The following is a 21,921-nucleotide window of genomic DNA, read 5'->3' as shown; positions in this document are numbered from 1 at the left end:
ATGGACGTATGCAGCACGCCGGCATGGAGCATCCGTACACCCGCTACATCGCCCTCGGCGACAGCTTCACGGAGGGCGTTGGCGATGACGAGCCCAACGTGCCCAACGGCGTCCGAGGCTGGGCGGATCGCGTCGCCGAGGAGCTCGCGCGCACGCGTCCCGACTTCGAGTACGGCAACCTCGCCATCCGCGGGCGACTGCTCGGCCAGATCGAGGCCGAGCAGCTCGAGCCAGCAATCGCGCTGCAGCCCGACCTCGTGACCATCTCGGCAGGCGGCAACGACCTCATTCGCCCCGGCGGCGACCCGGATGCGCTTGCCGCGCGCCTGGACGGCATCGTGGGGAGGCTGCGAGCGACCGGTGCGGAGGTCGTGCTCTTCAACGGCCCCGACATCGCCATGACGCCGGTGCTGCGGTCGATCCGCGGCCGGGTGGGCATCTACAACGCGAACCTCTTCGGCGTGGCGGCGAAGCACGGGGCCGTCATGGCCGACATGTGGTCGGCTCGCCATCTGCAGCAGCCGCAGATGTGGGCGCCCGACCGCCTGCACTTCTCTCCCAACGGCCACCACGCGATCGCGATCCTGGTGCTCGACGCGCTCGGTGTCGAGCACCAGCTCTCGCCCATGGAGCCCGAGCCGCTGCCCGACCTCACCCGCTACCAGCTCCGACGCGAGGATCTGCAGTGGGCACGGGAGCACTTCGGGCCCTGGGTCGTGCGCCGGCTGCGCCGCAGGTCGTCGGGCGACTCGATCCTGCCGAAGCGGCCGGAGCCGACGCACGTGCAGCCGATCGCGCGCGAGCACCGCGGCGACTGAACCCGCTGGCGCGATTCGATCGGCTCGAGCACTCCCGGCCGCACCGGTCGCTCACCGCACGATCAGTCCTCGAAGTACCAGCCGACGGCGGTCGCCGGGTGCGTCAGGCGCCACCAGGGGTCGGGCTCGGGAACGCTCTCGGTGATCTGCACCTCAGCGGTCGTCTCTGTGCCTGCGACGCTGGCCTCGCCGACCTGCAGGCGCGGCGAGCCCACCACGACGCTCCGAGTCGTCGTCTCGACGGTCGGCACCTGATCCCCGAAGACCTGCGCGTCGAGGTCTGCGGCTGTCACCGCCAGCACCGGCGAGCCCCACGGCACCGGATACTCGGCGATCGCCGTCCCGGCTGGCATGATCGTGCGGGTCGTGAAGTTCGGCCAGACGCTCTCAATCATGCCGATCATGGCGGCGTCGGTCTCATCGGCTGCGATCGTCCCCATCACCACGCCGACGATGCGACGCTCGACGCCGTCGACCTCTCGAACCGCGGTCGCGAACAGGTTGCGGCCCCAGACTCGCAGCGTGCCGGTCTTGCCGCCGTCGATGTCGTTCACCCCGAGCAGACGGTTGGTGTTGGGCGCGGTGCCGATCCCCGGGATCTGCACGGATTCGAGCTGCAGCGTCGAGAGCACCACCGGCTCTGCCACTGCCCGCAGCGCGATCCGCGTCAGGTCTTCGGCGCTCGACACGCTCCGGGCATCCAGTCCGGCAGCGTCGCGGAGCACCGTGTCGTCGAAGCCGTGGAGCGCGGTCCAGGCGGCAGCGGCGGATTCGAACTCCTGCATGCTGCCGAACGCCCAGTTCGCGAGCGACCAGATCGCGTTGCCGGCTGAGTCCACGAGTGCCCACTCGATGAGGTCGCGCTGATGCACCTGCATGCCGTCGAAGACCGGAGCGACGGGCGCGTTCTCCCTCAGCGCGTCTGCGACCGCGGCGACGTCATCCGGACCGAGCGTGATGAGCGGACCGCGTTCGTCGCCCTCGATCGGATGCTCGGCCAGCACGACGAGGACGCTCACGAGCTTGGTGACGCTCGCCATCGGATGCGCTTCCTCGCTCCCCCAGGACTGCCACACATCCTCCTGGCCATCGACGCCGACGACCCCGAAGCCCGCGGCTCGCGCCTGCTCCGGCCATTCGACCGTGGCCGCCGGCAGCGCAGGCGGGGTCGGCTCCAGCGGCCGCGCCGCGACCGCGGGTGCGGGAGCGAACAGCACGGCTGCGCCCGCGACGATCGCGGCGAGGAGCACCAGCACGAGGAGCGCCCGCAGCAGCGTGACGAGCGGATGGGTCCGATTGGCGCGCTGACTCACAGCGGTGACCGTCACGCGGCGCCTCGCAGCGCCCACATCGCCACCGCGGCTGAGGCGGCGACGTTGAGCGAGTCGACGCCGTGGTGCATGGGGATCCGCACCACCCGGTCGGCGGCGGCAAGCGCCCGGCGACTCAGCCCAGGGCCCTCCGAGCCGAACACGAGCGCGACGCGCTCGGCAGGGTCGGCGGCGTACTGCTCGAGATCGACCGCGTCATCGCGGAGCGCCATCGCGACGGTCTCGAAGCCGGTGTCGCGGAAGATGGGTGCGGCAGCCTCGAGCGACTCGATGCGGGTCCACGGCACCTGCAGCACGGTGCCCATCGAGACGCGCACGCTGCGACGATAGAGCGGGTCGGCGCAGGTCTGCGTGACGAGCACGGCGTCGGCCCCGATGCCCGCGACCGAGCGGAAGGCCGCACCGACGTTGGTGTGGTCGACCAGTCCGTCGAGCACGACGACCCGACGTGCCTGCGCCAGCAGCGCCGAGGCATCCGGCAGCACGGGCCGCTGCATCGAGGCGAGCGCGCCGCGGTGGAGGTGGAAGCCGGTGAGCTGCTCGAGCACAGGCTCCTCGCCGACGAAGACAGGCACACCGCCGGTCGCGGCAGACTCCTGCAGGACCGCTTCCACCTGCGGCAGCCAGCGGGGTGCCACGAGCACCGAGCGGGGTCGGTGGCCGGCGCGCAGCGCGCGCTCGAGCACCGTCTGCGACTCGGCGATGTAGAGACCGCGCTCCGGCTCGGTGCGGCGGCGGAGCGCGACGTCAGTCAGCGCCACGTAGTCCTGCAGCCGGGGGTCGTCGAGCGAGTCGATCTCGATGATCTGCATGCGCTGCTCCCCCGACGTCGCCGTGCTTCGAGGGTAGTGGCGCACTAGGCTTGCAGCCGTGCTCGACACAGCGATCGACCTGCTCCGCGGCCGCCGCATCGCGGTGCTGACCGGTGCCGGCATCTCGACCGATTCCGGGATCCCCGACTATCGCGGTGCGGGTGCGCCCAGGCGCACGCCCATGGTCTTCGAGACCTTCCGCTCGAGCGAGGATGCCCGACGTCGCTACTGGGCCGGCAGCCACCTCGGGTGGCAGCGCTTCGCCTCGGTGCATCCGAACGACGGGCACCGAGCACTCGCGCGGCTTGAGGAGGCGGGGCTCGTGAGCGGCATCGCGACGCAGAACGTCGACGACCTGCACGAGCGGGCCGGATCGCAGGAGGTCGTGCACGTGCACGGGCAGATGCACACGGTCACGTGCCTCGACTGCGGCACCACCTTCAGCCGCGAGCGGATCGCCGCGGAGATCGAGCTGCTCAACCCGTGGATCGTGGTGCCGGAGCAGGTGCGGCTGCAGCCCGACGGCGACGTCGAGATCGATGCGGCGCAGGATTTCGAGGTGCCCGCGTGCCCTGTGTGCGGCGGGATGCTGAAGCCCGACGTGGTCTTCTTCGGCGAGTTCGTGCCGCCGAAGACCTTCGCAGCGGCGCGTGACGTCATCGCGGCGGGCGACGTGGTGCTCGTGGCGGGATCGTCGCTGATGGTGAACTCCGGCACCCGGCTGCTGGAGGTCGCGCGGCGCAGCGAGGTGCCCATCGTGATCGTCAATCGGGGCGAGACGAAGTGGGACGGGCGCGCCGCGGTGCGCGTCGAGGGCGGCACCAGCGAGTCCCTGACGGCGATCGCCGACTCCCTCGTCGCCCCCTTCTAGCCTTCCTGTCGATCGAGGAGCGCGCGTGCGAAGCACGCCCGCGTCTCGAGGCCGGACGCGAGCCCGCCCACCCTCGTAGATCGAGGAGCGTGCGTGCGCAGCGCGCCCGCGTCACGAGATCGGACGCGCGAGCGCGCCCTCCGATCTCGTGACGGCGGCGGCCTGCGGCCGCCGCCTCCTCGATCTGCGGGCTTGGCGTGCGAGCCTGCCCTCCTTCGTCGATCGAGGAGCGTGCGTGCGCAGCACGCCCGCGTCACGAGATCGGCCGTGCGAGCGCTGGCCCTTCGATCTCGTGACGGCAGCGGCCTGCGGCCGCCGCCTCCTCGATCTGCGGGCTTTGCGGCGCTGCGGCCGAGCCTGCCCTCCCTCGTCGATCGAGGAGCGCGCGTGCGGAGCACGCCCGCGTCACGAGGTCGGACGTGTGGGCGCTGGCCCTTCGATCTCGTGACGGCAGCGGCCTGCGGCCGCCGCCTCCTCGATCTGCGGGCTTGGCGGCCGAGCCTGCCCCCGCTCGTAGATCGAGGAGCGTGCGTTCGCAGCACGCTCGCGTCACGAGATCGGCCGTGCGAGCCCGCCCACCCTCGTAGATCGAGGAGCGGGTGTGCGCAGCACGCCCGCGTCACGAGATCGGACGTGCGAGCGCTGGCCCTTCGATCTCGTGACGGCAGCGGCCTGCGGCCGCCGCCTCCTCGATCTGCGGGCGGTTCGATCTGCGGGCGCGGCCTACGGGCGGCGCGCAGCCGCCGCGATCTCCTCGAGGAAGGTTCCCAGTCGTGTCGCGGAGTCGCGCCAGCTGAAGGCGGCAGCCCGCTGCAGCGAGGCTCGCGACCGCTCCGCCCACTGCCCCTCCAGATCGCGCACGGCGCGTGCGAGCGCATCCGCATCACCGACCGGGAAGTACACCGCCGCGTCGCCACCGACCTCCCGGAAGATCTCGGTGTCGGCGACCACGACCGGCACGCCCAGCGTCATCGCCTCGAGCAGCGGGATGCCGAAGCCCTCGTCGCGCGACGCATGCACGAGCGCGGTGGCGCTGCGCAGCAGCTCGGCATACTCGTCGTCCGCCACGCCGTCGTGGAACACGATGGCAGCGCCCGGTGCGAGCGCACGGAGGCGGTCGCGCGTCGCGGCGTCGATGCGGCTGCACAGGTGCAGCTCATGGTCGGGCAGCAGCGCAGCGGCGCGCACGAGCGTCTCGACATCCTTGTAGGGCATGAACGAGCCCATGTAGACCAGACGCTTGGTCGCAGGCGCCCGGTGCTCGACCGGCGCTCCCAGCGCCGCGGCCGCGTTCGGCACGATCGCGACCGGCTTCCCCGTGAGGCGGTGCCGCTCGATGAGCCCGCGCGTGGTCTCGGAGATGGTGACGACACCGTCGACGGCGTTCAGCAGCATCCGCTGCGGCGCGAACGAGCGGTGGTAGGCCCGCCACAGGAGCCGCACCGGCGCCGGCAGGTCGCGCGGCGGCGTCGGGTGGCGATAGTAGATCAGGTCGTGGACGGTCGTCACGAGCGGCCAGGCGCGGCCCGCGGCGCCGATCGTCTGCATCGGCGAGTAGGCGATGTCGACCTGCACGCCGCGCAGCCGCCAGGCTGTGAGGGGCTCGAGCGGGCCGGTCGGCGACGGCCCGAGCAGGAATGGCAGCTCCGGCAGCATCGCGCGCTGCCGTGCGTCGCTGATGAGCATCGTGACGTCGTGCTCGCGCGCGAGGCCCGCGACGAGCTCCGCCGAGAAGCGGGAGATGCCGTCGTGCCGCGGGAAGCGCACGTAGCGGCAGTCGAACAGGATGCGCACCCGGCTACCCCTGCTCTGCCAGGAAGCGGCGGATGACGCGGGCCGCCTCACGCGGCTGCTCGTAGTGCACGAGGTGGCCGACGCCCGTGAGCACCGAGAGCCGCGCATCCGGGAACCGCGTGCGCAGCCGGTGCTGGTGCGCCAGCGGCGTGATGTCGTCGCGGTCGGCGGCGATGAGCTGCACGGGCTGCGCGATGCGGTCTGCCACCTCGCCGACCGTGTGGCGGATGGATGTGTCGAATGCCTCCAGCACCGACTGGCGGGACGCGTAGCGCGAGAAGTAGCGGTCATGCTGATCGTGGATCCACCGCAGCAGCTGCGGCTCGCGCGTCTTCGCCATGAATGCGCTCATGCCGCGCACGATCGGCGGTGCGCCCAGCAGCGCGAGGCCCGCGCGCTCGGGCAGCACGGCCGCGGCGCGGTAGTACCCGAGTGCGAGCAGCGACCCGATCCTGTTGGCGCCCGCCAGCGCCGGCGTCGCGATCGGGTTGACGAGCACGATCCGGGATGCATCCAGGCCGGTCGCCGCCGCGTGCGCCACCACGATCGACCCGAAGGAGTGCCCGAGCACGACCGCGCCGGGCGCCACCTCTGTGACGAGGCCGCGCAGCCAGCTCGCGTAGGCGTCGATCGTGGCGTGCGGCAGCGCATCCGAGTCTCCGAAGCCGGGCAGGTCGGGCGCGATCACCCGCATGCCGGGCAGGTGCGCCGCGACCGGCTCGAGCCCGTGGTGATCGCCGCGGAAGCCGTGCACGAAGACGATGGGCGGCGCGTCCTCGGGGCCGTACTCGAACACCGCCGTGCGCACGCCGTCGATGGTGAGCTCGCGCTGGCGCCGCGGCAGCTGCTCGAGCAGCGCTCGGTAGGGCGATGCGACCGCTCGCCGATCCACGGATCCGTCTTCCTCAGGCACTCGCCGAGCCTACCGGCGGCCGTGGGTGGCCCCGGCTAGCGTGACGGCATGACCGACACCCAGATGCACCGCCCGATCCTCGCGGTCAGCCCCGAGGCGCCCGATCGCTGGATCGACCGGCTCGTCGTGTTCGACCTCGAGACCACGGGCGTCGACCCCGCCGAGGCGCGCATCGTCACGGCGTACGTCGGCGTGCTGGATGCGTCGGGCTCGGTCATCGAGGAGCGGTCGTGGATCGTCGACCCCGGCATCGACATCCCCGAGGGGTCGGTCGCGATCCACGGCATCACGACCGAGCGCGCGCGCGCCGAGGGGGCGGGGGCAGCCGATGCGGTGTGCGAGATCCGCGACGTGCTGGCCGACTACCTTGCCCGGGGACTGGCGGTCTGCGCGTTCAACGCCGCCTACGACGTGTCGCTGCTCGATGCCGAGTGCCGCCGGCACGGGCACGAGCCCCTGGAGGCCAAGCCCGTCATCGATCCCATGGTGCTCGACCGACAGTTCGATCGCTTCCGGCGCGGCAAGCGCACGCTTACGGTCGCGACCGAGACCTACGGGGTCGAGCTGCTCGAGGCGCATGATGCGAGCGCCGACGCCATCGCTGCCGGGCGCGTGGCGCAGGCGATGGCGGCGAAGTTCCCGGAGCTGCGCATCGATCCCATCTCGCTGCACGAGCTGACCGCCACGTGGGCCGATGAGCAGGCGGCCGACTTCGAGGCGTTCCGGCGTCGCACCGACCCGGCGTTCAGCGCTGGGCGGGGCTGGCCGCTGCGCGCCTGACGCGCGCCGCACAGCGCCCGCGTCGGCGTCCCGCCGCCGGGGATCGCGTGTCAGGTTGTTGCTGTTCCTCGGCCTCGGCAGTGCAACAACCCGACACGCGCGAGGCGGACGCAGGAGCGCGGCGCGCGAGGCGGACGCGGGCAGGCGTCGCACGCGGAAACGACGGAGGGCGCCGAGCCGAAGCTCGACGCCCTCGTTGCAGGGGCTGATCAGCCGCCGAAGCCCTTGTAGCGGTTCTTGAACTTCTCGACGCGGCCGGCGGAGTCCATGATGCGCTGCTTGCCCGTGTAGAACGGGTGCGACGCCGACGAGATCTCGACGTCGATGACCGGGTAGGTCTCGCCATCGAGCTCGATCGTCTTGTCGCTCGTGAGCGTCGAGCGCGTCAGGAACGTCTCGCCCGAGGCGAGGTCGCGGAACACGATCGACTGGTAGTCGGGGTGAGTCTCGGTCTTCATAGCAATCCTTGTGTCGCTCGGCGCGGGAAGTCTTCGGCCAACGTACGGGCCGACAGACGAGTGTATCAGGTGATGTTCGGGGCGGCGGCGAGCCTCAGCGCTTCGCGCGAGCGCTCCAGCGGCCGTCCTCGTGGCGCACCTGCAGGGGAACGCCGAATGTGGCGGTCAGGTGCTCGTCGGTCAGCACCTCCGCGAGCGGCCCGGCGGCGCGGATCGCGCCGTCGGCGAGCAGCATCGCGTGGGTGAAGCCGGGCGGGATCTCTTCGACGTGATGCGTCACCATCACGATGGCCGGCGCGAGATCGCTGGATGCGTAGTCGGCGAGCGACTCGAGCAGTGATTCGCGGGCGCCGAGGTCGAGGCTGCCTGCGGGCTCGTCGAGCAGCATGAGCTCCGGGTCGGTCATGACGGCCCTGGCGATCTGCACGCGCTTGCGCTCGCCGTCGGAGAGCGTGCCGAAGCTGCGCGTGGACAGCCCGGTGAGATCCCACGCATCCATCACCTCTGCCGCTCGCTCGAGGTCGAACGACTCGTAGCGCTCCCGCCAGCGGCCGGTCACGGCGTAGGCGGCGGTGAGCACGACGTCGCCGACGCGCTCCTGCGGCGGGATCCGCCGTGCCAGACCCGTCGCCGCGAGGCCGATGCGCGTGCGCAGCTCGAAGACGTCGACGGCGCCGATCCGCTCCCCCAGCACGTCGACCGTGCCGGATGTCGGATGCGTCGTCGCGGAGGCCAGCTGCAGGATGGTCGACTTGCCGGCCCCGTTGGGGCCGAGGATCACCCAGCGGTCTGCCTCATCGACCGTCCAGGAGACCGAATCGAGGATGCGATTGCCGTTCCTGACGAACGCGACGTCGGAGAGCTCGAGGACACTGGCCATGCAGGCGAGCCTATCGATCCCACCAGGCCCACCGAGGTGGCGCGCCCAGCGGCGCTGCTACTGCGCGCGCTCGGCGATGACCGTCTCGTACACCTCGAGGGTCTGCTCGGCGATCTGCTCCCAGTTGAAGTGCGTGCGCGCGCGCTCCCTGCCGGCTTCGCCCATCCGCTTCGCGGCTTCGGGGTCGGCGACCATGCGCGACAGCGCCTCGGCGAGATCGGCCTCGTAGCGCTCCGGGTCGGTGGGCGTGCCGGTGCCGTCCTGCACCTGGTCGATCGGCACGACGAAGCCCGTGACGCCGTCGTCGATGACCTCCGGGATGCCCCCCGTGCCGCTGCCGACCACCGGTGCACCGCAGGCCATGGCCTCCAGGTTCACGATGCCGAGCGGCTCGTAGACGCTCGGGCAGACGAAGGTGGTGGCGTGCGTCAGCAGCGCGCAGAGATCCTCGCGCGGGAGCGACTCGTCGATCCAGACCACGCCATCGCGGGTCTGCTGCAGCTCCTGCACGAGCGCCTTGACCTCCGCCATGATCTCGGGCGTGTCGGGCGCGCCCGCACACAGGATCAGCTGCACGCCGTCGGGCAGGTCGCGCGCGGCGCGCAGCAGGTGCGGCAGCCCCTTCTGGCGCGTGATGCGACCGACGAACACGATCGACGGCCGGTCGGGGTCGAGCCCGAGCTCGCGGGCCCTATCGGCATCGTGGTTCGGGGCCCAGGACTCGAGGTCGATCCCGTTGTAGATGGTGATCACGCGCTCCGGATCCAGTGCCGGGTAGGAGCGCAGGATGTCGGCGCGCATGCCGTTCGAGACCGCGATCACGCGGTCGGCCGCCTCGTACGCGCGGCGCTCGATGTCGCTCGAGATGCGGTAGCCGCCCGCGAGCTGCTCCGCCTTCCAGGGGCGCAGCGGCTCCAGCGAGTGCGCCGTGACGATGTGCGGGACGCCGTGCAGCTCCTGCGCGAGCCTGCCGGCCTCGTTGGCGTACCAGGTGTGCGAGTGCACGATGTCCGTGCCCGCGACCGCGTCCGCGATCTGCAGGTCGACCGCGAGCGTCTGCAGCGCACCGTTGGCATCGGAGAGCGATGCCGGCACGTCGTACGCGGTGGTGTCCGCCTCGTCGCGCGGGTCGCCGAAGCACCGCACCTGCACCTCAGTGCTGCGACGCAGTGCCTTGACGAGCTCGGCGACGTGGACGCCAGCGCCCCCGTAGACGGCCGGCGGGTATTCCTTGGTGAGCAGATCGACGCGCATGGCCTCACCGTACTTCAGTGCTGTCCCGGTGTCCGGATGCTCCTGGTTTCGACCAGATCCCGTATTGCTTGCCCAGAGCCAGGATCGGTTGCGTAGGGTGGCGCCATGGGAAACAAGGTCTTCGGGATCGTGCTCGCTGGCGGCGAGGGCAAGCGGCTCATGCCGCTGACGGCCGATCGGGCAAAGCCCGCGGTGCCGTTCGGAGGCGCGTATCGGCTCATCGACTTCGCGATCTCGAACCTCATCAACTCCGATCTGCGCCAGATCGTCGTCCTCACGCAGTACAAGTCCCACTCGCTCGACCGACACGTCGCCCGCGTCTGGCGGATGTCGAACATGCTGAACTCCTACGTCACCTCGGTGCCGGCGCAGCAGCGCACCGGCAAGCGCTGGTTCCAGGGCTCGGCCGACGCGATCTTCCAGTCGCTCAACCTCGTCGTGGATGAGAAGCCCGACATCATCGTCGTCGTGGGCGCCGACCACGTCTACCGCATGGATTTCCGCGACATGGTGCAGGCGCACATCGAGTCCGGCGCGCGCGCGACGGTCGCGGGCATCCGCCAGCCGATCGAGCTGGCCAATCAGTTCGGCGTGATCGAGGAGGAGAAGGACAGGCCGGGCTTCATCCGCGCCTTCCACGAGAAGCCCGCCGATGCATCCGACCTCGTCGTCGCGCCGGGAGAGGTGCTGGCCTCGATGGGCAACTACGTCTTCGACGCGGATGCACTGGTCGAGGCGGTCACGGTCGACAGCGAGCTCGAGGGCTCCAGCAACGACATGGGCGGCGACATCATCCCCTGGTTCGTCGAGCGCGGCGAGGCCGCGATGTACGACCTGAAGAACAACACCGTGCCGGGCGCCACCGAGCGCGACAAGTACTACTGGCGCGATGTGGGAACGATCGAGTCGTTCTTCGACGCCCACATGGACCTCATCTCTGCGCTGCCGATCTTCAACCTCTACAACCGCGAGTGGCCGATCTTCACCCAGATCGTGAACGCGCCGCCCGCGAAGTTCACCCGCGATGCGTGGGGTCGGGCTGCCGACGTGAACGAGGCGATCGTGGGCGCAGGATCGGTCGTGCAGGGCGCGTCGATCGTGCGCAGCGTGGTCGCACCCTGGTGCATCATCGATGCCGGCGCGACCGTCTCCGACGCCATCCTGTTCGACGGCGTGCACGTGGGTGCCGGCGCGGTCGTGCGCCGCGCGATCATCGACAAGGACGTGGTGATCGGTCCCGGTGTGCAGATCGGCGTCGATCAGGCCGCCGACCGGGCGCGCGGGTTCTCGATCTCCGACTCCGGCATCGTCACCGTGCCCAAGGGCATGCAGCTCGACCAGTGACGCGGGCCTCACTGCTCGTCGTCACGGACGTCGACTCGACGCTCATCCGCGACGAGGTCATCGAGCTGCTCGCGCGTGCCGTCGGCGCGGATGCCGAGCGTCACGTCGCCGCGGTCACCGAGCGCGCCATGCGCGGCGAGCTCGACTTCGCCGCGTCGCTCGCCGAGCGCCTGCTGATCCTGGAGGGACTGCCCGTGTCGGTGATCGACGACGCCCGCGAGCAGATCACCGTCACCGATGGCGTGCCGGAGCTCATCGCCGAGGTGCATGCGCGCGGCGGCGTGGTCGCTGCCGTCTCCGGTGGGTTCCACGAGGTGCTCGACCCACTCGCGACGACGCTCGGCATCGACCACACGCGTGCGAACCGGCTGGAGGTCGCGGATGGGCGGCTCACCGGCCGCTCGGTCGGTCCCGTCATCGACGGCGCGGCGAAGCGCGACACCCTCGAGGCGCTGCGGCTGAACCTCGGTGTGCCGCGCGACCACGTTGTGGCGATCGGCGATGGAGCGAACGACCTGCTGATGATGGGCGCCGCGGGGATCTCGGTGGCCTTCTGCGCCAAGCCTGTGGTTCGCGAGCAGGCGAGTCACGCCGTCGACGTGCCCGACTTCCAGCGGATCCTGCCGCTCCTGCCCGGCGCCGCCCTGCCCTGGTAGACCCTCAGTCCTCCAGCAGCGAGCGCAGCCGCTCGAGGTCGGCCGCCACCGCGCGTGCGTCCGCGTCGAACGCCTCCGCCGTCACGCCGTCCTGCCGTCGCAGCGAGAAGACGACCTCTGCGCCGTGCGGATGCCGCTGCACGCGCATCGGGTTGTGCGTGACGCTGCCGTCCGGCAGTGTCACGTCGTGGTCGAGCACGCCGAGCTCGTTGGCCGCCACGAAGCGCACCCGCACCAGACCCATCGGCGAGGTGACGAGCAGATCATCGCCCACGCGCTGCAGCGCGCCGCTCGCCAGGCCGGCTGCCCACTGCGGCAGATGCTCGTCGCTGCGCGCGAACGCCCAGACCTCCTGCGGCTCGCGACGGACGACGACGCTCAGGTGCAGGGTCTGCACACCGCCCCCTAGTTGTGATGCCCAGGGACGTTGTTTCGTGACACGGGCGTGATCTGCGGGTAGGTGAAGGCCTCCGGTAGTGGAGTGGAGCTGTTCAGTTCACCGCTCCACGTACCAGGAGGCCTTCGTGTCCCACGCTAATGCCGCGCTGACCCCGCGCACCCGTCTTCGCCTTGCCAAGTTGATCGTCGATGACGGCTGGACGGCGGTGACCGCCGCGAAGCTGTTCATGGTCTCGCCCCCGACCGCCCGCAAATGGGCCACGCGGTATCGGCAGGAGGGCGCGGCCGGCATGGCGGACCGGCCCAGCCGTCCCAAGACCAGTCCGAACCGCACGCCGCACGAGGTCGTGCGGGCGATCGTGATGCTGCGCTGGCGCCACCGGCTGGGACCGGTCCAGATCGGCGGCTGGCTGGGCATTGCCGCCTCGACCGTGCATGCGGTGCTCGTGCGCTGCCGCTTGAACCGGCTCGGCACGATCGACAGGGTCACGGGCGAGCCGATCCGCCGCTACGAGCACCCGCACCCTGGCTCGCTCATCCACGTGGACGTGACGAAGTTCGGCAACGTCCCCGATGGCGGCGGCTGGCGCTACGTCGGCAAGCAGCAGGGCGACCGCAACCGGATCGCGACCGCCGCACGCACCGGCGCGCCGAAGAACAAGCGTCACCAGCCGCTGCTGGGCCGCGCCTTCGTCCACACCGTCATCGACGACCACTCCCGCGTCGCCTACGCCGAGATCTGCTCCGACGAGCGCGCCGAGACCGCCATCGGCGTGCTCGGACGCGCCGTCGCCTGGTTCGCCGACCGCGGCGTCACCGTCGAGCGCGTCCTCTCCGACAACGGCTCCGCCTACAAGTCCCACGCCTGGCGAGACGCCTGCGCGGATCTCGGCATCGTGCACAAGCGCACACGCCCCTACCGGCCGCAGACGAACGGCAAGATCGAGCGCTTCCACCGCACTCTCGCCGATGGCTGGGCCTACGCCCGCCTCTACTCGTCAGAGACCGAACGACGCGCGCAGTTGCCCGGCTGGCTGCACTTCTACAATCATCACCGAGCACACTCCGCCATCGGCGGCACACCCATCAGCAGGTTGAACAACCTGCCTGGGCATCACACCTAGTGGCCCATCCCGAGGCCGCCGTCGACCGGGATGACGGCACCGGAGATGTACGCGGCCTCATCGCTCGCGATCCAACGCACCACGTTCGCGACCTCCGCAGGGGTGGCGTAGCGACCGGCGGGGATCGCCTTCTTGTACTCCGCCTGCGTCGCGTCGTCGAGCTCGGCGGTCATGTCGGTCTCGATGAAGCCGGGTGCGACCACGTTGGCGGTGATGCCGCGGGCGCCGAGCTCGCGCGTGATCGATCGCGCAATGCCCACGAGGCCCGCCTTCGAGGCCGAGTAGTTCACCTGGCCGGGGCCGCCGTAGAGCCCCACGACGCTCGAGATCAGCACGACCCGACCCCACTTCGCGCGCAGCATGCCCTTGGAGGCGCGCTGCACGACGCGGAAGGCGCCTGTGAGGTTGGTGTCGACGACCTCAGAGAAGTCCTGCTCGCTCATGCGCATCAGCAGCGTGTCGCGCGTGATGCCCGCATTGGCGACGACCACCTCGACCGGTCCGAGCTCGGCCTCCACCACCGAGAAGGCGGCATCGATCGACGCGCTGTCGGTGACATCGGCCGCGACGGCGAGCGCCCCATCGGGGCCCGAGCCGTCCCGCGAGGTGATCGCGACGCGGTGCCCCGCGTCGAGGAAGGCCTGGGCGATCGCGCGGCCGATGCCGCGATTGCCGCCGGTGACGAGCACGGTGCGAGTGGTCATGCGGCAAGCCTACGTCTGCATGGGTGATGCAAAGGCCACGGGCGTAGTGTGTGCAGAGCCATGAGAGAGAACTCTCGGTCGCTCACCGACCTGCCGATGTCCCCTGACGAAGACCGCCAGCGGCGCTTCCGGCTGTACTTCTACCTGATGCTCGTGCGGGTCGCCGCGCTGGGTGTGTTCTTCGTCGTCCCCGGTTGGTGGAAGCTCATCCCCGCGTTCCTCGCCGTCGTCATCCCCTACTTCGCAGTCGTGATCGCGACCGTGTCCACGCATCGGCAGCCGGAGGGCATCGAAGCGCCCAATGCGCTCCCGCCCGGCCGTTCCTCGACTCCCCCGGTGGCAGAGGGCGCGCCGCAGTGAGCCTGCTGTCGATGCTGGATGGCGCGGGCACGACAGCGACGTGCTCGTCGGCCGGCTGCACCGAGCCCGCGCGGCTCGCCATCCACTGGCGCAATCCTTCCATCCACGGCGTCGATCGGGTCAAGACCTGGGCCGCCTGCCCCGAGCATCGCGAGACACTGAGCGAGTGGCTCAGATCGCGAGGATTCCCCGTCAGCGTCACCGACTTCGGGGAGACGGTGGAGCGGGTGCTCTGATGCTGCGCCTGCTGCGGGAGCCGCGCTGGCTCGGCTACATCGCGCTCGCGGTCGTCTTCGCGATCGCGTGCTCGATGCTGGGCGTCTGGCAGTGGAATCGTCGCGCGGAGGCGCTCAGCGCGATCGATCGGCTCGAGACGAACTACGACCGGACGCCGACGCCGGTCGGCGACGTGCTCCCCGAGCCGGGCGGGTTCGACCTCGACCAGCAGTGGACCCCGGTGCTGCTGGAGGGCGAGTACCTGCTCGAAGAGCAGCTGCTGCTGCGGGGCCGCTGGCGAGCGGGCCAGGTCGGCTTCGACGTGGTCGTGCCGTTCCAGACGAACGACGGCGCCGTCTTCGTCGTGGATCGAGGCTGGATCGATCAGGCCTCCAACACCCAGCAGCCAGCGACGGAGCCCGAGACCCCCGTCGGCCCCACCACCGTCGTGGCCAGGCTGCGCCCCAACGAGGGGACGATCGCCGGCCGCGGCGCCCCGGAGGGCCAGATCGCGACGGTCGATCTTCCGTCGATCGCCGAGTCGCTCGGCCAGCCGACCTACACGGGTGCCTACGGGCTGCTGGTGGAGGAGGACGGTGCGGCGCCGGACGACGTCGCGATCGCGACTCGGCCGGTGCTCGACCCTGGGCCGCACCTGTCGTACTCGCTCCAATGGTACGTGTTCGCGCTCGGAGGCTTCGCGGCGCTCGCCTGGGGCATGCGCGACGAGCTGCGCAGCGAGTCGCTCGTCGAGCGTCCGAAGCGTGCGCGACGCAGCGACGCGGATGTCGAGGACGACATCCTCGATCGACGCTGACGCCCGCTCAGTCGCGGATGACCGTGATCGCCTCGGTCTTCAGCGCCGGCACGTGCCAGTGCAGCAGCTCGCTCGCGATGCGCAGGGCGCAGACTCCCACCGCGATGAGGGCCAGCACGTACCACTGCCCGACGCCGAGCGCGACGGCAGCGGCGGCGGCGCTCGAGCCGACCAGCGCGGGCAGCAGGTAGAGGCGCGAATCGCGCCGGAACACCGCGGGGATGTCGTTGGCGAGGGCATCGCGCAGGATGCCGCCGCCGATCCCGGTGAGCATGCCGACGAAGGCGGCCCCGACCGGACCGACGCCGAACTCGAGCGCCTTGCGCGCGCCCTCCACGACGAAGATGCCGAGGCCGATCGCGTCGAAGACCAGCACCGGCCGGTTCAGGCGAACCATCCACCGGTGCAGCACCCAGACCGCCAGCGCACCGCCGAGCGCCACCATGAGCATCCACCAGTCGACCATCGCTGCGACCGGCGTCGCGCCGATCAGCACGTCGCGCAGCATGCCGCCGCCCGTGGCCGTGACGACCGCGAGTCCCGCCATGCCCACGAAGTCCATGCGCTTCTGCACGGCGAGCAGCGCCCCAGAGATGGCGAAGGCGAGGATGCCGACGCCCGAGAAGAGATCTCGGACGACCGCGACCCATCCGGTGGGATCCTCCATCGCTGCTGCCTCCTTGCGCTGCCTGCGGCTCAGCTCCGAGGCTAGGCCAGGCCGATGAGGTCGAGGTACTCCGGGCTCCAGAGGTCCTCGGTGCCGTCGGGCATGATCAGCACGCGCTCGGGGTCGAGCGCCTCCACCGCGCCCTCATCGTGGCTGACGAGGATGACGGCGCCCTCGTACGCACCCAGTGCGCCGAGGATCTCCTCGCGGCTGGCGGGATCGAGGTTGTTGGTCGGCTCATCGAGCAGCAGCAGGTTGGCGCTGGAGACGACCAGCATCGCGAGCGACAGCCTGGTCTTCTCGCCGCCGGAGAGCACCCGCGCCGGCTTGTCGGCGTCGTCGCCGGTGAACAGGAACGAGCCCAGCACGCGACGCGCCTCTGTGGAGGTGATGTCGGGGGAAGCGCTCAGCATGTTCTGCAGCACCGAGCGCTCGACATCGAGCGTCTCGTGCTCCTGGGCGTAGTAGCCGACCCGCAGGCCGTGGCCGCGGTCGATCTCGCCGGTGTCGCTCTCCGAGACGCCCGCGAGGATGCGCAGCAGCGTCGTCTTTCCTGCGCCGTTGAGTCCCAGGATGACCACGCGCGACCCGCGATCGACCGCCAGGTCGACGGCCGTGAAGATCTCCAGCGAGCCGTAGGACTTCGAGAGGTCGCGCGCCATGATCGGCGTCTTGCCCACCGGAGCGGGCTTCGGGAACCGCAGCTTCGCGACGCGGTCGACGGCGCGCACGTCGTCGAGCCCCGAGCGCATCCGCTCCGCGCGCTTCGCCATCTGCTTCGAGGCGACGGCCTTGGTGGCCTTCGCGCCCATCTTCGCCGCCTGCAGCTCGAGCTGCGACGCCTGCTTCTCGACGTTCGCGCGCTCGCGCTTGCGGCGCTCGGCGTCGGCCTCGCGCTGCCGCAGGTAGAGCTTCCACGACATGTTGTAGATGTCGATGACCTGCCGGTTCGCGTCGAGGTAGAAGACACGGTTCACCGTCTCCTCCACGAGCTGCACGTCGTGGCTGATGATGAGCAGGCCGCCCTGGTAGCCCTTGAGGAACTCCCGCAGCCAGACCACCGAATCGGCGTCGAGGTGATTGGTGGGCTCATCGAGCAGCATCGTGTCGGCACCGGAGAAGAGGATGCGCGCGAGCTCGATGCGGCGCCGCTGTCCGCCCGAGAGCGTCTCGAGGGGCTGGTCGAGGATCCGGTCCGGCAGCTGCAGGTTCGAGGCGATGGCAGCGCCCTCGGCCTCGGCCGCGTAGCCGCCGAGCGCGAGGAAGCGATCCTCGAGCCGGCCGTAGCGCCGCATGGCGTCATCGGCGACGGGACCGGTCTCGGCCATCTGCTCGGTGGCGATCCGCATGCCCTCGACGATCTCGCCGAGGCCGCGCGCGTCCAGGATGCGGCGCCGAGCGGTCTGCTGGGGATCGCCGGAGCGCGGATCCTGCGGCAGGTAGCCGATCTCGCCGCTGCGGTCGATCGTGCCGGAGAAGGTGTGGCCGTCGCGGTCGTCGCTGATGCCCGCGAGCACTTTCGTCATGGTGGTCTTCCCGGCGCCGTTGCGGCCGACGAGCCCGATCTTGTCGCCCGCGGAGATGCGGAAGGAGACGTCGCTCATCAGCGTCCGCGGGCCGACGGAGAGGTCGAAGCCGGACACTGCGATCATGCGCGCGGAAGCCTCTCTCGATGCGGTTGGGGTGTGACGGCCCTGCGATGAGCGAGCCAGCCGTCCAGCCTACCAGTGGGCTCCCGTCCCGGTCACCGCCAGGGCTGGACGAGCTCCGTCATCGATGCAGCGAGGGCCTTCTGCAGCATGGGCCCGAACGTGACGCGACGCACGCCCATGGCCCGCATCGCCTCCAGCTTCCCGACAGCCGAGCCATCCTGCGGGTGCGCGACGACATTGACCGGCAGGCTCACGGCCTCGAGCACGGCGCCGAGCGCTGCGGGATCCGGCGCCTTGACCGGGTAGAGCGCTCGCGCGCCGGCCTGCTCGGCGAGCTGCATGCGGAGGACCGCCTGCTCCACCGGGTCGGCGCCGTGCAGCTCCGGGCGCACGAAGGCGTCGGTGCGCGCATTGATGACCACGTCGACGCCCGATGCGTCGGCCGCGGCTCGCAGGCCCGCGATGTAGTCGGCGTGCTCCTGCGGGTCGCGCATGCGTCCCTCGCTGTGCACGGTGTCCTCGACGTTCAGCCCCACGGCGCCCGCCTCCAGCAGGCGCTCGATCAGCTCGGCGGGAGCCGTGTCGTAGCCCGACTCCATGTCGGCGCTCACCGGGACCTCGACCGCCGAGGTGATGCGCGCGATACCGTCGAGCGCGTCGTCGAGCGTCATGTCCTCGCCGTCCTGCTGCCCGCGGGAGGCGGCGAGCGGATTGCTGCCGATCGAGATGGCGGCGAAGCCGGCGTCGACGACCGCACGGGCCGACCACGCGTCCCAGACGGTCGGAAGCAGGACGAAGTCGTCGTGCATGCGCAGCAGTGCGGTGGCCTTGGCGGTGAGTTCACTCATGCCGCCACACTACGGGCATCCCGGGCCCATCGGCCGGATGCACGGGCGAGCACGGCGGGCGTCATAGTCTGTGCGCATGACTGCTGCTGCCGTGCCCCTCCCCCGCACCGTGCTCGCCGACGCGCTCGTCGGCCAGCGAACCCTCGTCAAGGATGTGCTGCTCGTCACCGCGGGCATCGCGGTCGTCGCTGCGCTCGCGCAGGTCGAGATCCCGATGTGGCCGGTGCCGATCACGGGACAGACGCTGGGCGTCATGCTGGTCGCCGCCAGCCTCGGCTTCCGGCGCGGCGTCGCGGCGCTCGGCGGCTACCTGCTGCTCGGAGTCGCCGGCGCACCCATCTTCGCCGGATTCACCGGCAGCATCGCCGCGCTCGGCAAGCCCAGCTTCGGCTACATCATCGGCTTCGTCGCAACAGCAGCGGTGGTGGGCTGGCTCGCCGAGCGTCGCTGGGACCGCCGTCCGGTGCTCGCGATCGCGCTCTTCGGCCTGGCGAGCCTCATCCCCTTCGCCTTCGGCATCCCGTACATGGCGATGATGCTCGCTGCCCTGGGCTCACCGGTCGACGTCGCCGGCGCCTTCGCGCTCGGCTTCCTGCCGTTCATCGTCGGCGGGCTCGTGAAGTGGGCGATCGCGGCCGCGGCCCTGCCAGCAGCATGGGCTGGCGTGCGCGCGCTCGACCGCGCGGCCGACTAGCGTTGGGGGCATGACCGACACCGAGCGCACCCCCGCCCCCGAGACCGACGGCGAGCGCATCACCTTCGCGAGCCTTGGCCTCCCCGCCGGCATCATGCAGGCGCTCGACGACGTCGGCTACGAGACGCCCTCGGCGATCCAAGCCGAGACCATCCCGCTGCTGCTCTCCGGTCGCGACCTGATCGGTCTCGCGCAGACCGGCACCGGCAAGACCGCCGCCTTCGCGCTGCCCGTGCTCTCGGCGATCGACGTGGCGAACCGCAGCCCGCAGGCGCTCGTGCTCACCCCCACGCGCGAGCTGGCCGTGCAGGTGTGCGAGGCGTTCGAGCGCTACGCGGCCCACCTCGGCGGCGTCCACGTGCTGCCCATCTACGGCGGCCAGGGCTACGGCGTGCAGCTCTCGGCCCTGCGCCGCGGCGTGCACGTCGTGGTCGGGACGCCCGGCCGCATCATGGACCACCTCGCGAAGGGCACGCTCGACCTCTCCGGCCTGACGCACGTGGTGCTGGACGAGGCCGACGAGATGCTGCGGATGGGCTTCGCCGAGGATGTCGACCAGATCCTGCAGGCGACGCCCGCAGAGAAGCAGGTGGCGCTGTTCTCAGCCACCATGCCGCGGCAGATCCGCGCCATCTCGCAGCAGCATCTCCGGGAGCCCGCGGAGGTCACCGTGCGCGCGGGGGCGACGAGCTCCCCCAGCATCACGCAGCGCGCGCTCATGGTGTCGTACCAGCAGAAGCTCGAGGCGCTCACGCGCGTGCTCGAGGTCGAGCCCTTCGAGGGTGCGATCGTGTTCACCAGGACCCGCAACGAGACCGAGACGGTGGCGGAGCGCCTGCGGGCACGCGGCTACGCGGCAGCGGCGATCTCCGGTGACGTCGCGCAGCCGCAGCGCGAGAAGACCATCGAGCAGCTGCGCTCCGGTGACCTCGACGTGCTCGTGGCCACGGATGTCGCCGCCAGAGGCCTCGATGTCGAGCGCATCAGCCATGTCATCAACTACGACCTCCCGATCGACATCGAGTCCTACACGCACCGCATCGGCCGCACCGGCCGCGCGGGCCGCACCGGCGACGCGATCAGCTTCGTGACGGCGCGCGAGCGGCGGATGCTCAGCGCCATCGAGAAGGCGACCCGCGCGACCGTGCAGATCATGCCCATGCCGAGCGCGGACGAGGTGAACTCGACCCGACTGACGCGCTTCGACGATGCCATCACCGCCGCGCTCGCGCAGACCGACCGCATCGAGCGCTTCCGCGAGATCGTCGCGCACTACGTCGAGCACCACGATGCCCCGCAGGAGGATGTCGCCGCCGCGCTCGCGGTCGTCGCGCAGGGCGACACGCCGCTGCTGCTCGACGAGCGTGCCGACCGCGCGCTCCAGGCCTCCAGGGCCGAGCGCCCGCCGCGCGCCGACCAGACCGGCCGCACGGGCGGCGAGAGCGGTGAGCGACGCCCGCGCCGCGGACCCTCCGACGCGACCACCTATCGGCTCGCGGTCGGGAGCCGGAAGGGCGTGGAGCCGCGCCAGATCGTCGGCGCGCTCGCAAACGAGGGCGGGCTCGGCCGCGACGACTTCGGGCGGATCCAGATCCGCTGGGACTTCACGCTCGTGGAGCTGCCGGAGCTCGATCGCGCACAGCTGGAGCGGCTGTCGAAGACGCGTATCGTCGGCGTGCCGATCGACATCCGCGTCGACACGGGCCGGAACGAGCGGGGCGGACGCGGCGAGCAGGGCGACCGCCCGCGACGCAACGACAGGCCCGAGCGCGACGACCGCCCTGCGCGGAAGCCGCGCCACGACCGAGACCGCTAGGGACGCTCCCGGCCCGGCCCGATGCGGGGGTCGGGCATGAGCGTCTGCACGGCTGGCTTCTGCCGCGCGCGCGACCACACGATGAACCCGACGAGCGTGAAGACGCCGTAGAAGGCGTACATCACCGCGGTCGCCCAGTAGCCGGCGCTCAGCAGCAGCGGCACGCCCACGAGGTCGACGGCGATCCAGATCAGCCAGAACTCGGTCCAGCCACGGGCCATGCCGTAGGTCGCGAGCAGCGATCCGACGAAGGTCCACGCATCCGCCCACACCGGCTCGTAGGAGCCGAGGACGCGGAACAGCGGGGTGATCGCGATCGTGCCGACCACGAGCACCAGCACGAGCGCGCCGCGCTGCCGCCAGGATGCCCAGCGCGGCACGATCTGCCCGTCGGCACCGCGCGCCTGCCGCCAGCGGACCCAGCCGTAGATCGCCACGGCGATGAACATCACCTGCCGCCCCGCCTGCCCGAGTAGCGCCGGCATCTCATGCGCGGGGTCGAGCAGCGTGCCGAGGAACACGGTCAGCAGCAGCAGGTTGCCGACGATGCCGACCGGCCATGCCCAGACGCGCCGCAGCATGCCGCCGAGCGCGCTCGCGAGGCCGAAGGCATTGCCAACGACCTCGCGCAGCAGCAGCTCCTGGCCGCCGCCGACGGGGATGGTCGCGGTGTAGAGCGCGACCATCCAGTCGAGGGGCTCCATGCGGCGGCT

Annotated in this window: 24 protein-coding genes; 11 read left to right on the top strand and 13 right to left on the bottom strand. The window is 71.0% G+C overall.

Annotated elements, in window-relative coordinates; genetic code table 11:
* Positions 1-8 precede the first annotated feature (8 nt).
* Complete coding sequence (locus ACJJVL_RS03325; protein ID WP_405216892.1) at positions 9-818, top strand: SGNH/GDSL hydrolase family protein; 810 nt, start codon at positions 9-11, stop codon at positions 816-818.
* A 62-nt stretch (positions 819-880) separates the two neighbouring features.
* On the opposite strand, the gene ACJJVL_RS03320 is transcribed toward ACJJVL_RS03325, so the two are convergent.
* Entirely contained in the window at positions 881-2,146 is a 1,266-nt protein-coding gene (locus ACJJVL_RS03320; protein WP_405216891.1) for a D-alanyl-D-alanine carboxypeptidase family protein, read from the bottom strand.
* Positions 2,143-2,961, bottom strand: coding sequence for a TrmH family RNA methyltransferase (locus ACJJVL_RS03315; RefSeq protein ID WP_405216890.1), 819 nt, complete (start codon positions 2,959-2,961; stop codon positions 2,143-2,145). The genes ACJJVL_RS03320 and ACJJVL_RS03315 overlap by 4 nt, the downstream gene beginning before the upstream one ends.
* A gap of 58 nt (positions 2,962-3,019) precedes the next feature.
* On the opposite strand from ACJJVL_RS03315, the gene ACJJVL_RS03310 reads away from it, so the two are divergent.
* Complete coding sequence (locus tag ACJJVL_RS03310; protein WP_405216889.1) at positions 3,020-3,832, top strand: Sir2 family NAD-dependent protein deacetylase; 813 nt, start codon at positions 3,020-3,022, stop codon at positions 3,830-3,832.
* 723 nt (positions 3,833-4,555) lie between these two features.
* Here ACJJVL_RS03310 and ACJJVL_RS03305 read toward each other — a convergent pair.
* Together ACJJVL_RS03305 and ACJJVL_RS03300 are read right to left on the bottom strand one after the other, a co-directional pair.
* Positions 4,556-5,626 (bottom strand): glycosyltransferase family 4 protein, encoded by a 1,071-nt coding sequence (locus tag ACJJVL_RS03305; RefSeq protein WP_405216888.1) that lies wholly within the window; start codon positions 5,624-5,626, stop codon positions 4,556-4,558.
* A gap of 4 nt (positions 5,627-5,630) precedes the next feature.
* On the bottom strand, positions 5,631-6,539 hold the full coding sequence (locus tag ACJJVL_RS03300; protein WP_405216887.1) for an alpha/beta fold hydrolase: 909 nt from the start codon (positions 6,537-6,539) through the stop codon (positions 5,631-5,633).
* A 48-nt stretch (positions 6,540-6,587) separates the two neighbouring features.
* Between ACJJVL_RS03300 and ACJJVL_RS03295 the strand changes: the two genes are divergently transcribed.
* Positions 6,588-7,319 (top strand): exonuclease domain-containing protein, encoded by a 732-nt coding sequence (locus ACJJVL_RS03295; RefSeq protein WP_405216886.1) that lies wholly within the window; start codon positions 6,588-6,590, stop codon positions 7,317-7,319.
* 209 nt (positions 7,320-7,528) lie between these two features.
* On the opposite strand, the gene ACJJVL_RS03290 is transcribed toward ACJJVL_RS03295, so the two are convergent.
* The 3 genes from ACJJVL_RS03290 to glgA form a co-directional block, all read right to left on the bottom strand.
* Positions 7,529-7,777, bottom strand: a complete 249-nt coding sequence (locus ACJJVL_RS03290; protein ID WP_347753622.1) for a type B 50S ribosomal protein L31 — start codon at positions 7,775-7,777, stop codon at positions 7,529-7,531.
* A 94-nt stretch (positions 7,778-7,871) separates the two neighbouring features.
* Entirely contained in the window at positions 7,872-8,657 is a 786-nt protein-coding gene (locus ACJJVL_RS03285; RefSeq protein ID WP_405216885.1) for an ABC transporter ATP-binding protein, read from the bottom strand.
* A gap of 57 nt (positions 8,658-8,714) precedes the next feature.
* Positions 8,715-9,911 carry a glycogen synthase gene (gene glgA / locus ACJJVL_RS03280; RefSeq protein WP_405216884.1) on the bottom strand — a complete coding sequence of 399 codons (1,197 nt, stop codon included), beginning with the start codon at positions 9,909-9,911 and terminating at the stop codon, positions 8,715-8,717.
* A 105-nt stretch (positions 9,912-10,016) separates the two neighbouring features.
* Here glgA and glgC point away from each other — a divergent pair, with 105 nt between their 5' ends.
* Positions 10,017-11,255: a glucose-1-phosphate adenylyltransferase gene (gene glgC, locus ACJJVL_RS03275; protein ID WP_405216883.1), complete on the top strand. Its 1,239-nt coding sequence runs from the start codon at positions 10,017-10,019 to the stop codon at positions 11,253-11,255.
* A complete protein-coding gene (serB, locus tag ACJJVL_RS03270) occupies positions 11,252-11,911 on the top strand; it encodes a phosphoserine phosphatase SerB (RefSeq protein ID WP_405216882.1) in 660 nt (219 codons plus the stop codon). Before glgC ends, serB begins: the two co-directional genes overlap by 4 nt.
* Positions 11,912-11,915: 4 nt before the next feature.
* Here the strand turns inward: serB and ACJJVL_RS03265 are convergent, their stop codons facing one another.
* Complete coding sequence (locus ACJJVL_RS03265; protein WP_405216881.1) at positions 11,916-12,308, bottom strand: SRPBCC family protein; 393 nt, start codon at positions 12,306-12,308, stop codon at positions 11,916-11,918.
* Positions 12,309-12,435: 127 nt separating this feature from the next.
* Here ACJJVL_RS03265 and ACJJVL_RS03260 point away from each other — a divergent pair, with 127 nt between their 5' ends.
* Positions 12,436-13,434, top strand: a complete 999-nt coding sequence (locus ACJJVL_RS03260) for an IS481 family transposase (protein WP_405216880.1) — start codon at positions 12,436-12,438, stop codon at positions 13,432-13,434.
* Here ACJJVL_RS03260 and fabG read toward each other — a convergent pair.
* Positions 13,431-14,138 carry a 3-oxoacyl-ACP reductase FabG gene (gene fabG / locus ACJJVL_RS03255; RefSeq protein ID WP_405216879.1) on the bottom strand — a complete coding sequence of 236 codons (708 nt, stop codon included), beginning with the start codon at positions 14,136-14,138 and terminating at the stop codon, positions 13,431-13,433. The genes ACJJVL_RS03260 and fabG overlap by 4 nt on opposite strands.
* 60 nt (positions 14,139-14,198) lie before the next feature.
* Here fabG and ACJJVL_RS03250 point away from each other — a divergent pair, with 60 nt between their 5' ends.
* Genes ACJJVL_RS03250 through ACJJVL_RS03240 form a run of 3 tightly spaced genes read left to right on the top strand, consistent with a single transcriptional unit; the run spans position 14,199 to position 15,531 of the window.
* On the top strand, positions 14,199-14,498 hold the full coding sequence (locus tag ACJJVL_RS03250; RefSeq protein WP_405216878.1) for a DUF3099 domain-containing protein: 300 nt from the start codon (positions 14,199-14,201) through the stop codon (positions 14,496-14,498).
* Complete coding sequence (locus tag ACJJVL_RS03245; protein WP_405216877.1) at positions 14,495-14,734, top strand: hypothetical protein; 240 nt, start codon at positions 14,495-14,497, stop codon at positions 14,732-14,734. Before ACJJVL_RS03250 ends, ACJJVL_RS03245 begins: the two co-directional genes overlap by 4 nt.
* Positions 14,734-15,531, top strand: coding sequence for an SURF1 family protein (locus ACJJVL_RS03240; RefSeq protein ID WP_405216876.1), 798 nt, complete (start codon positions 14,734-14,736; stop codon positions 15,529-15,531). Before ACJJVL_RS03245 ends, ACJJVL_RS03240 begins: the two co-directional genes overlap by 1 nt.
* Positions 15,532-15,538: 7 nt before the next feature.
* On the opposite strand, the gene ACJJVL_RS03235 is transcribed toward ACJJVL_RS03240, so the two are convergent.
* The 3 genes from ACJJVL_RS03235 to ACJJVL_RS03225 all read right to left on the bottom strand — a co-directional run bounded on the left by ACJJVL_RS03235 (position 15,539) and on the right by ACJJVL_RS03225 (position 18,698).
* On the bottom strand, positions 15,539-16,198 hold the full coding sequence (locus ACJJVL_RS03235; protein ID WP_405216875.1) for a trimeric intracellular cation channel family protein: 660 nt from the start codon (positions 16,196-16,198) through the stop codon (positions 15,539-15,541).
* A gap of 41 nt (positions 16,199-16,239) precedes the next feature.
* Entirely contained in the window at positions 16,240-17,850 is a 1,611-nt protein-coding gene (locus ACJJVL_RS03230) for an ABC-F family ATP-binding cassette domain-containing protein (RefSeq protein ID WP_405216874.1), read from the bottom strand.
* Positions 17,851-17,942: 92 nt separating this feature from the next.
* Positions 17,943-18,698 (bottom strand): isocitrate lyase/phosphoenolpyruvate mutase family protein, encoded by a 756-nt coding sequence (locus ACJJVL_RS03225; protein WP_405216873.1) that lies wholly within the window; start codon positions 18,696-18,698, stop codon positions 17,943-17,945.
* A 76-nt stretch (positions 18,699-18,774) separates the two neighbouring features.
* On the opposite strand from ACJJVL_RS03225, the gene ACJJVL_RS03220 reads away from it, so the two are divergent.
* Together ACJJVL_RS03220 and ACJJVL_RS03215 are read left to right on the top strand one after the other, a co-directional pair.
* Positions 18,775-19,392: a biotin transporter BioY gene (locus tag ACJJVL_RS03220; protein WP_405216872.1), complete on the top strand. Its 618-nt coding sequence runs from the start codon at positions 18,775-18,777 to the stop codon at positions 19,390-19,392.
* Between the two features lie 10 nt (positions 19,393-19,402).
* A complete protein-coding gene (locus tag ACJJVL_RS03215) occupies positions 19,403-21,208 on the top strand; it encodes a DEAD/DEAH box helicase (protein WP_405216871.1) in 1,806 nt (601 codons plus the stop codon).
* Here ACJJVL_RS03215 and pnuC read toward each other — a convergent pair.
* A complete protein-coding gene (gene pnuC, locus ACJJVL_RS03210) occupies positions 21,205-21,912 on the bottom strand; it encodes a nicotinamide riboside transporter PnuC (protein ID WP_405216870.1) in 708 nt (235 codons plus the stop codon). The two genes, ACJJVL_RS03215 and pnuC, sit on opposite strands and share 4 nt — an antisense overlap.
* Between the last annotated feature and the right edge of the window lie 9 nt (positions 21,913-21,921).

It is taken from the genome of Agrococcus sp. Ld7 (assembly GCF_045064095.1).
GTDB lineage: Bacteria > Actinomycetota > Actinomycetes > Actinomycetales > Microbacteriaceae > Agrococcus.
The sequence above is the reverse complement of the archived record's forward strand: the minus strand, read 5'-3'. Positions and strand labels throughout refer to the sequence as shown.

Coding starts and splice junctions, on each gene's coding strand:
- ACJJVL_RS03325 (WP_405216892.1), top strand. CDS start 9: ATGCAGCACGCCGGCATGGAGCATCCGTACACCCGCTACATCGCCCTC.
- ACJJVL_RS03315 (WP_405216890.1), bottom strand. CDS start 2,961: ATGCAGATCATCGAGATCGACTCGCTCGACGACCCCCGGCTGCAGGAC.
- ACJJVL_RS03295 (WP_405216886.1), top strand. CDS start 6,588: ATGACCGACACCCAGATGCACCGCCCGATCCTCGCGGTCAGCCCCGAG.
- ACJJVL_RS03290 (WP_347753622.1), bottom strand. CDS start 7,777: ATGAAGACCGAGACTCACCCCGACTACCAGTCGATCGTGTTCCGCGAC.
- ACJJVL_RS03285 (WP_405216885.1), bottom strand. CDS start 8,657: ATGGCCAGTGTCCTCGAGCTCTCCGACGTCGCGTTCGTCAGGAACGGC.
- glgA (WP_405216884.1), bottom strand. CDS start 9,911: ATGCGCGTCGATCTGCTCACCAAGGAATACCCGCCGGCCGTCTACGGG.
- glgC (WP_405216883.1), top strand. CDS start 10,017: ATGGGAAACAAGGTCTTCGGGATCGTGCTCGCTGGCGGCGAGGGCAAG.
- fabG (WP_405216879.1), bottom strand. CDS start 14,138: ATGACCACTCGCACCGTGCTCGTCACCGGCGGCAATCGCGGCATCGGC.
- ACJJVL_RS03250 (WP_405216878.1), top strand. CDS start 14,199: ATGAGAGAGAACTCTCGGTCGCTCACCGACCTGCCGATGTCCCCTGAC.
- ACJJVL_RS03240 (WP_405216876.1), top strand. CDS start 14,734: ATGCTGCGCCTGCTGCGGGAGCCGCGCTGGCTCGGCTACATCGCGCTC.
- ACJJVL_RS03235 (WP_405216875.1), bottom strand. CDS start 16,198: ATGGAGGATCCCACCGGATGGGTCGCGGTCGTCCGAGATCTCTTCTCG.
- ACJJVL_RS03230 (WP_405216874.1), bottom strand. CDS start 17,850: ATGATCGCAGTGTCCGGCTTCGACCTCTCCGTCGGCCCGCGGACGCTG.
- ACJJVL_RS03225 (WP_405216873.1), bottom strand. CDS start 18,698: ATGAGTGAACTCACCGCCAAGGCCACCGCACTGCTGCGCATGCACGAC.
- ACJJVL_RS03220 (WP_405216872.1), top strand. CDS start 18,775: ATGACTGCTGCTGCCGTGCCCCTCCCCCGCACCGTGCTCGCCGACGCG.
- ACJJVL_RS03215 (WP_405216871.1), top strand. CDS start 19,403: ATGACCGACACCGAGCGCACCCCCGCCCCCGAGACCGACGGCGAGCGC.
- pnuC (WP_405216870.1), bottom strand. CDS start 21,912: ATGGAGCCCCTCGACTGGATGGTCGCGCTCTACACCGCGACCATCCCC.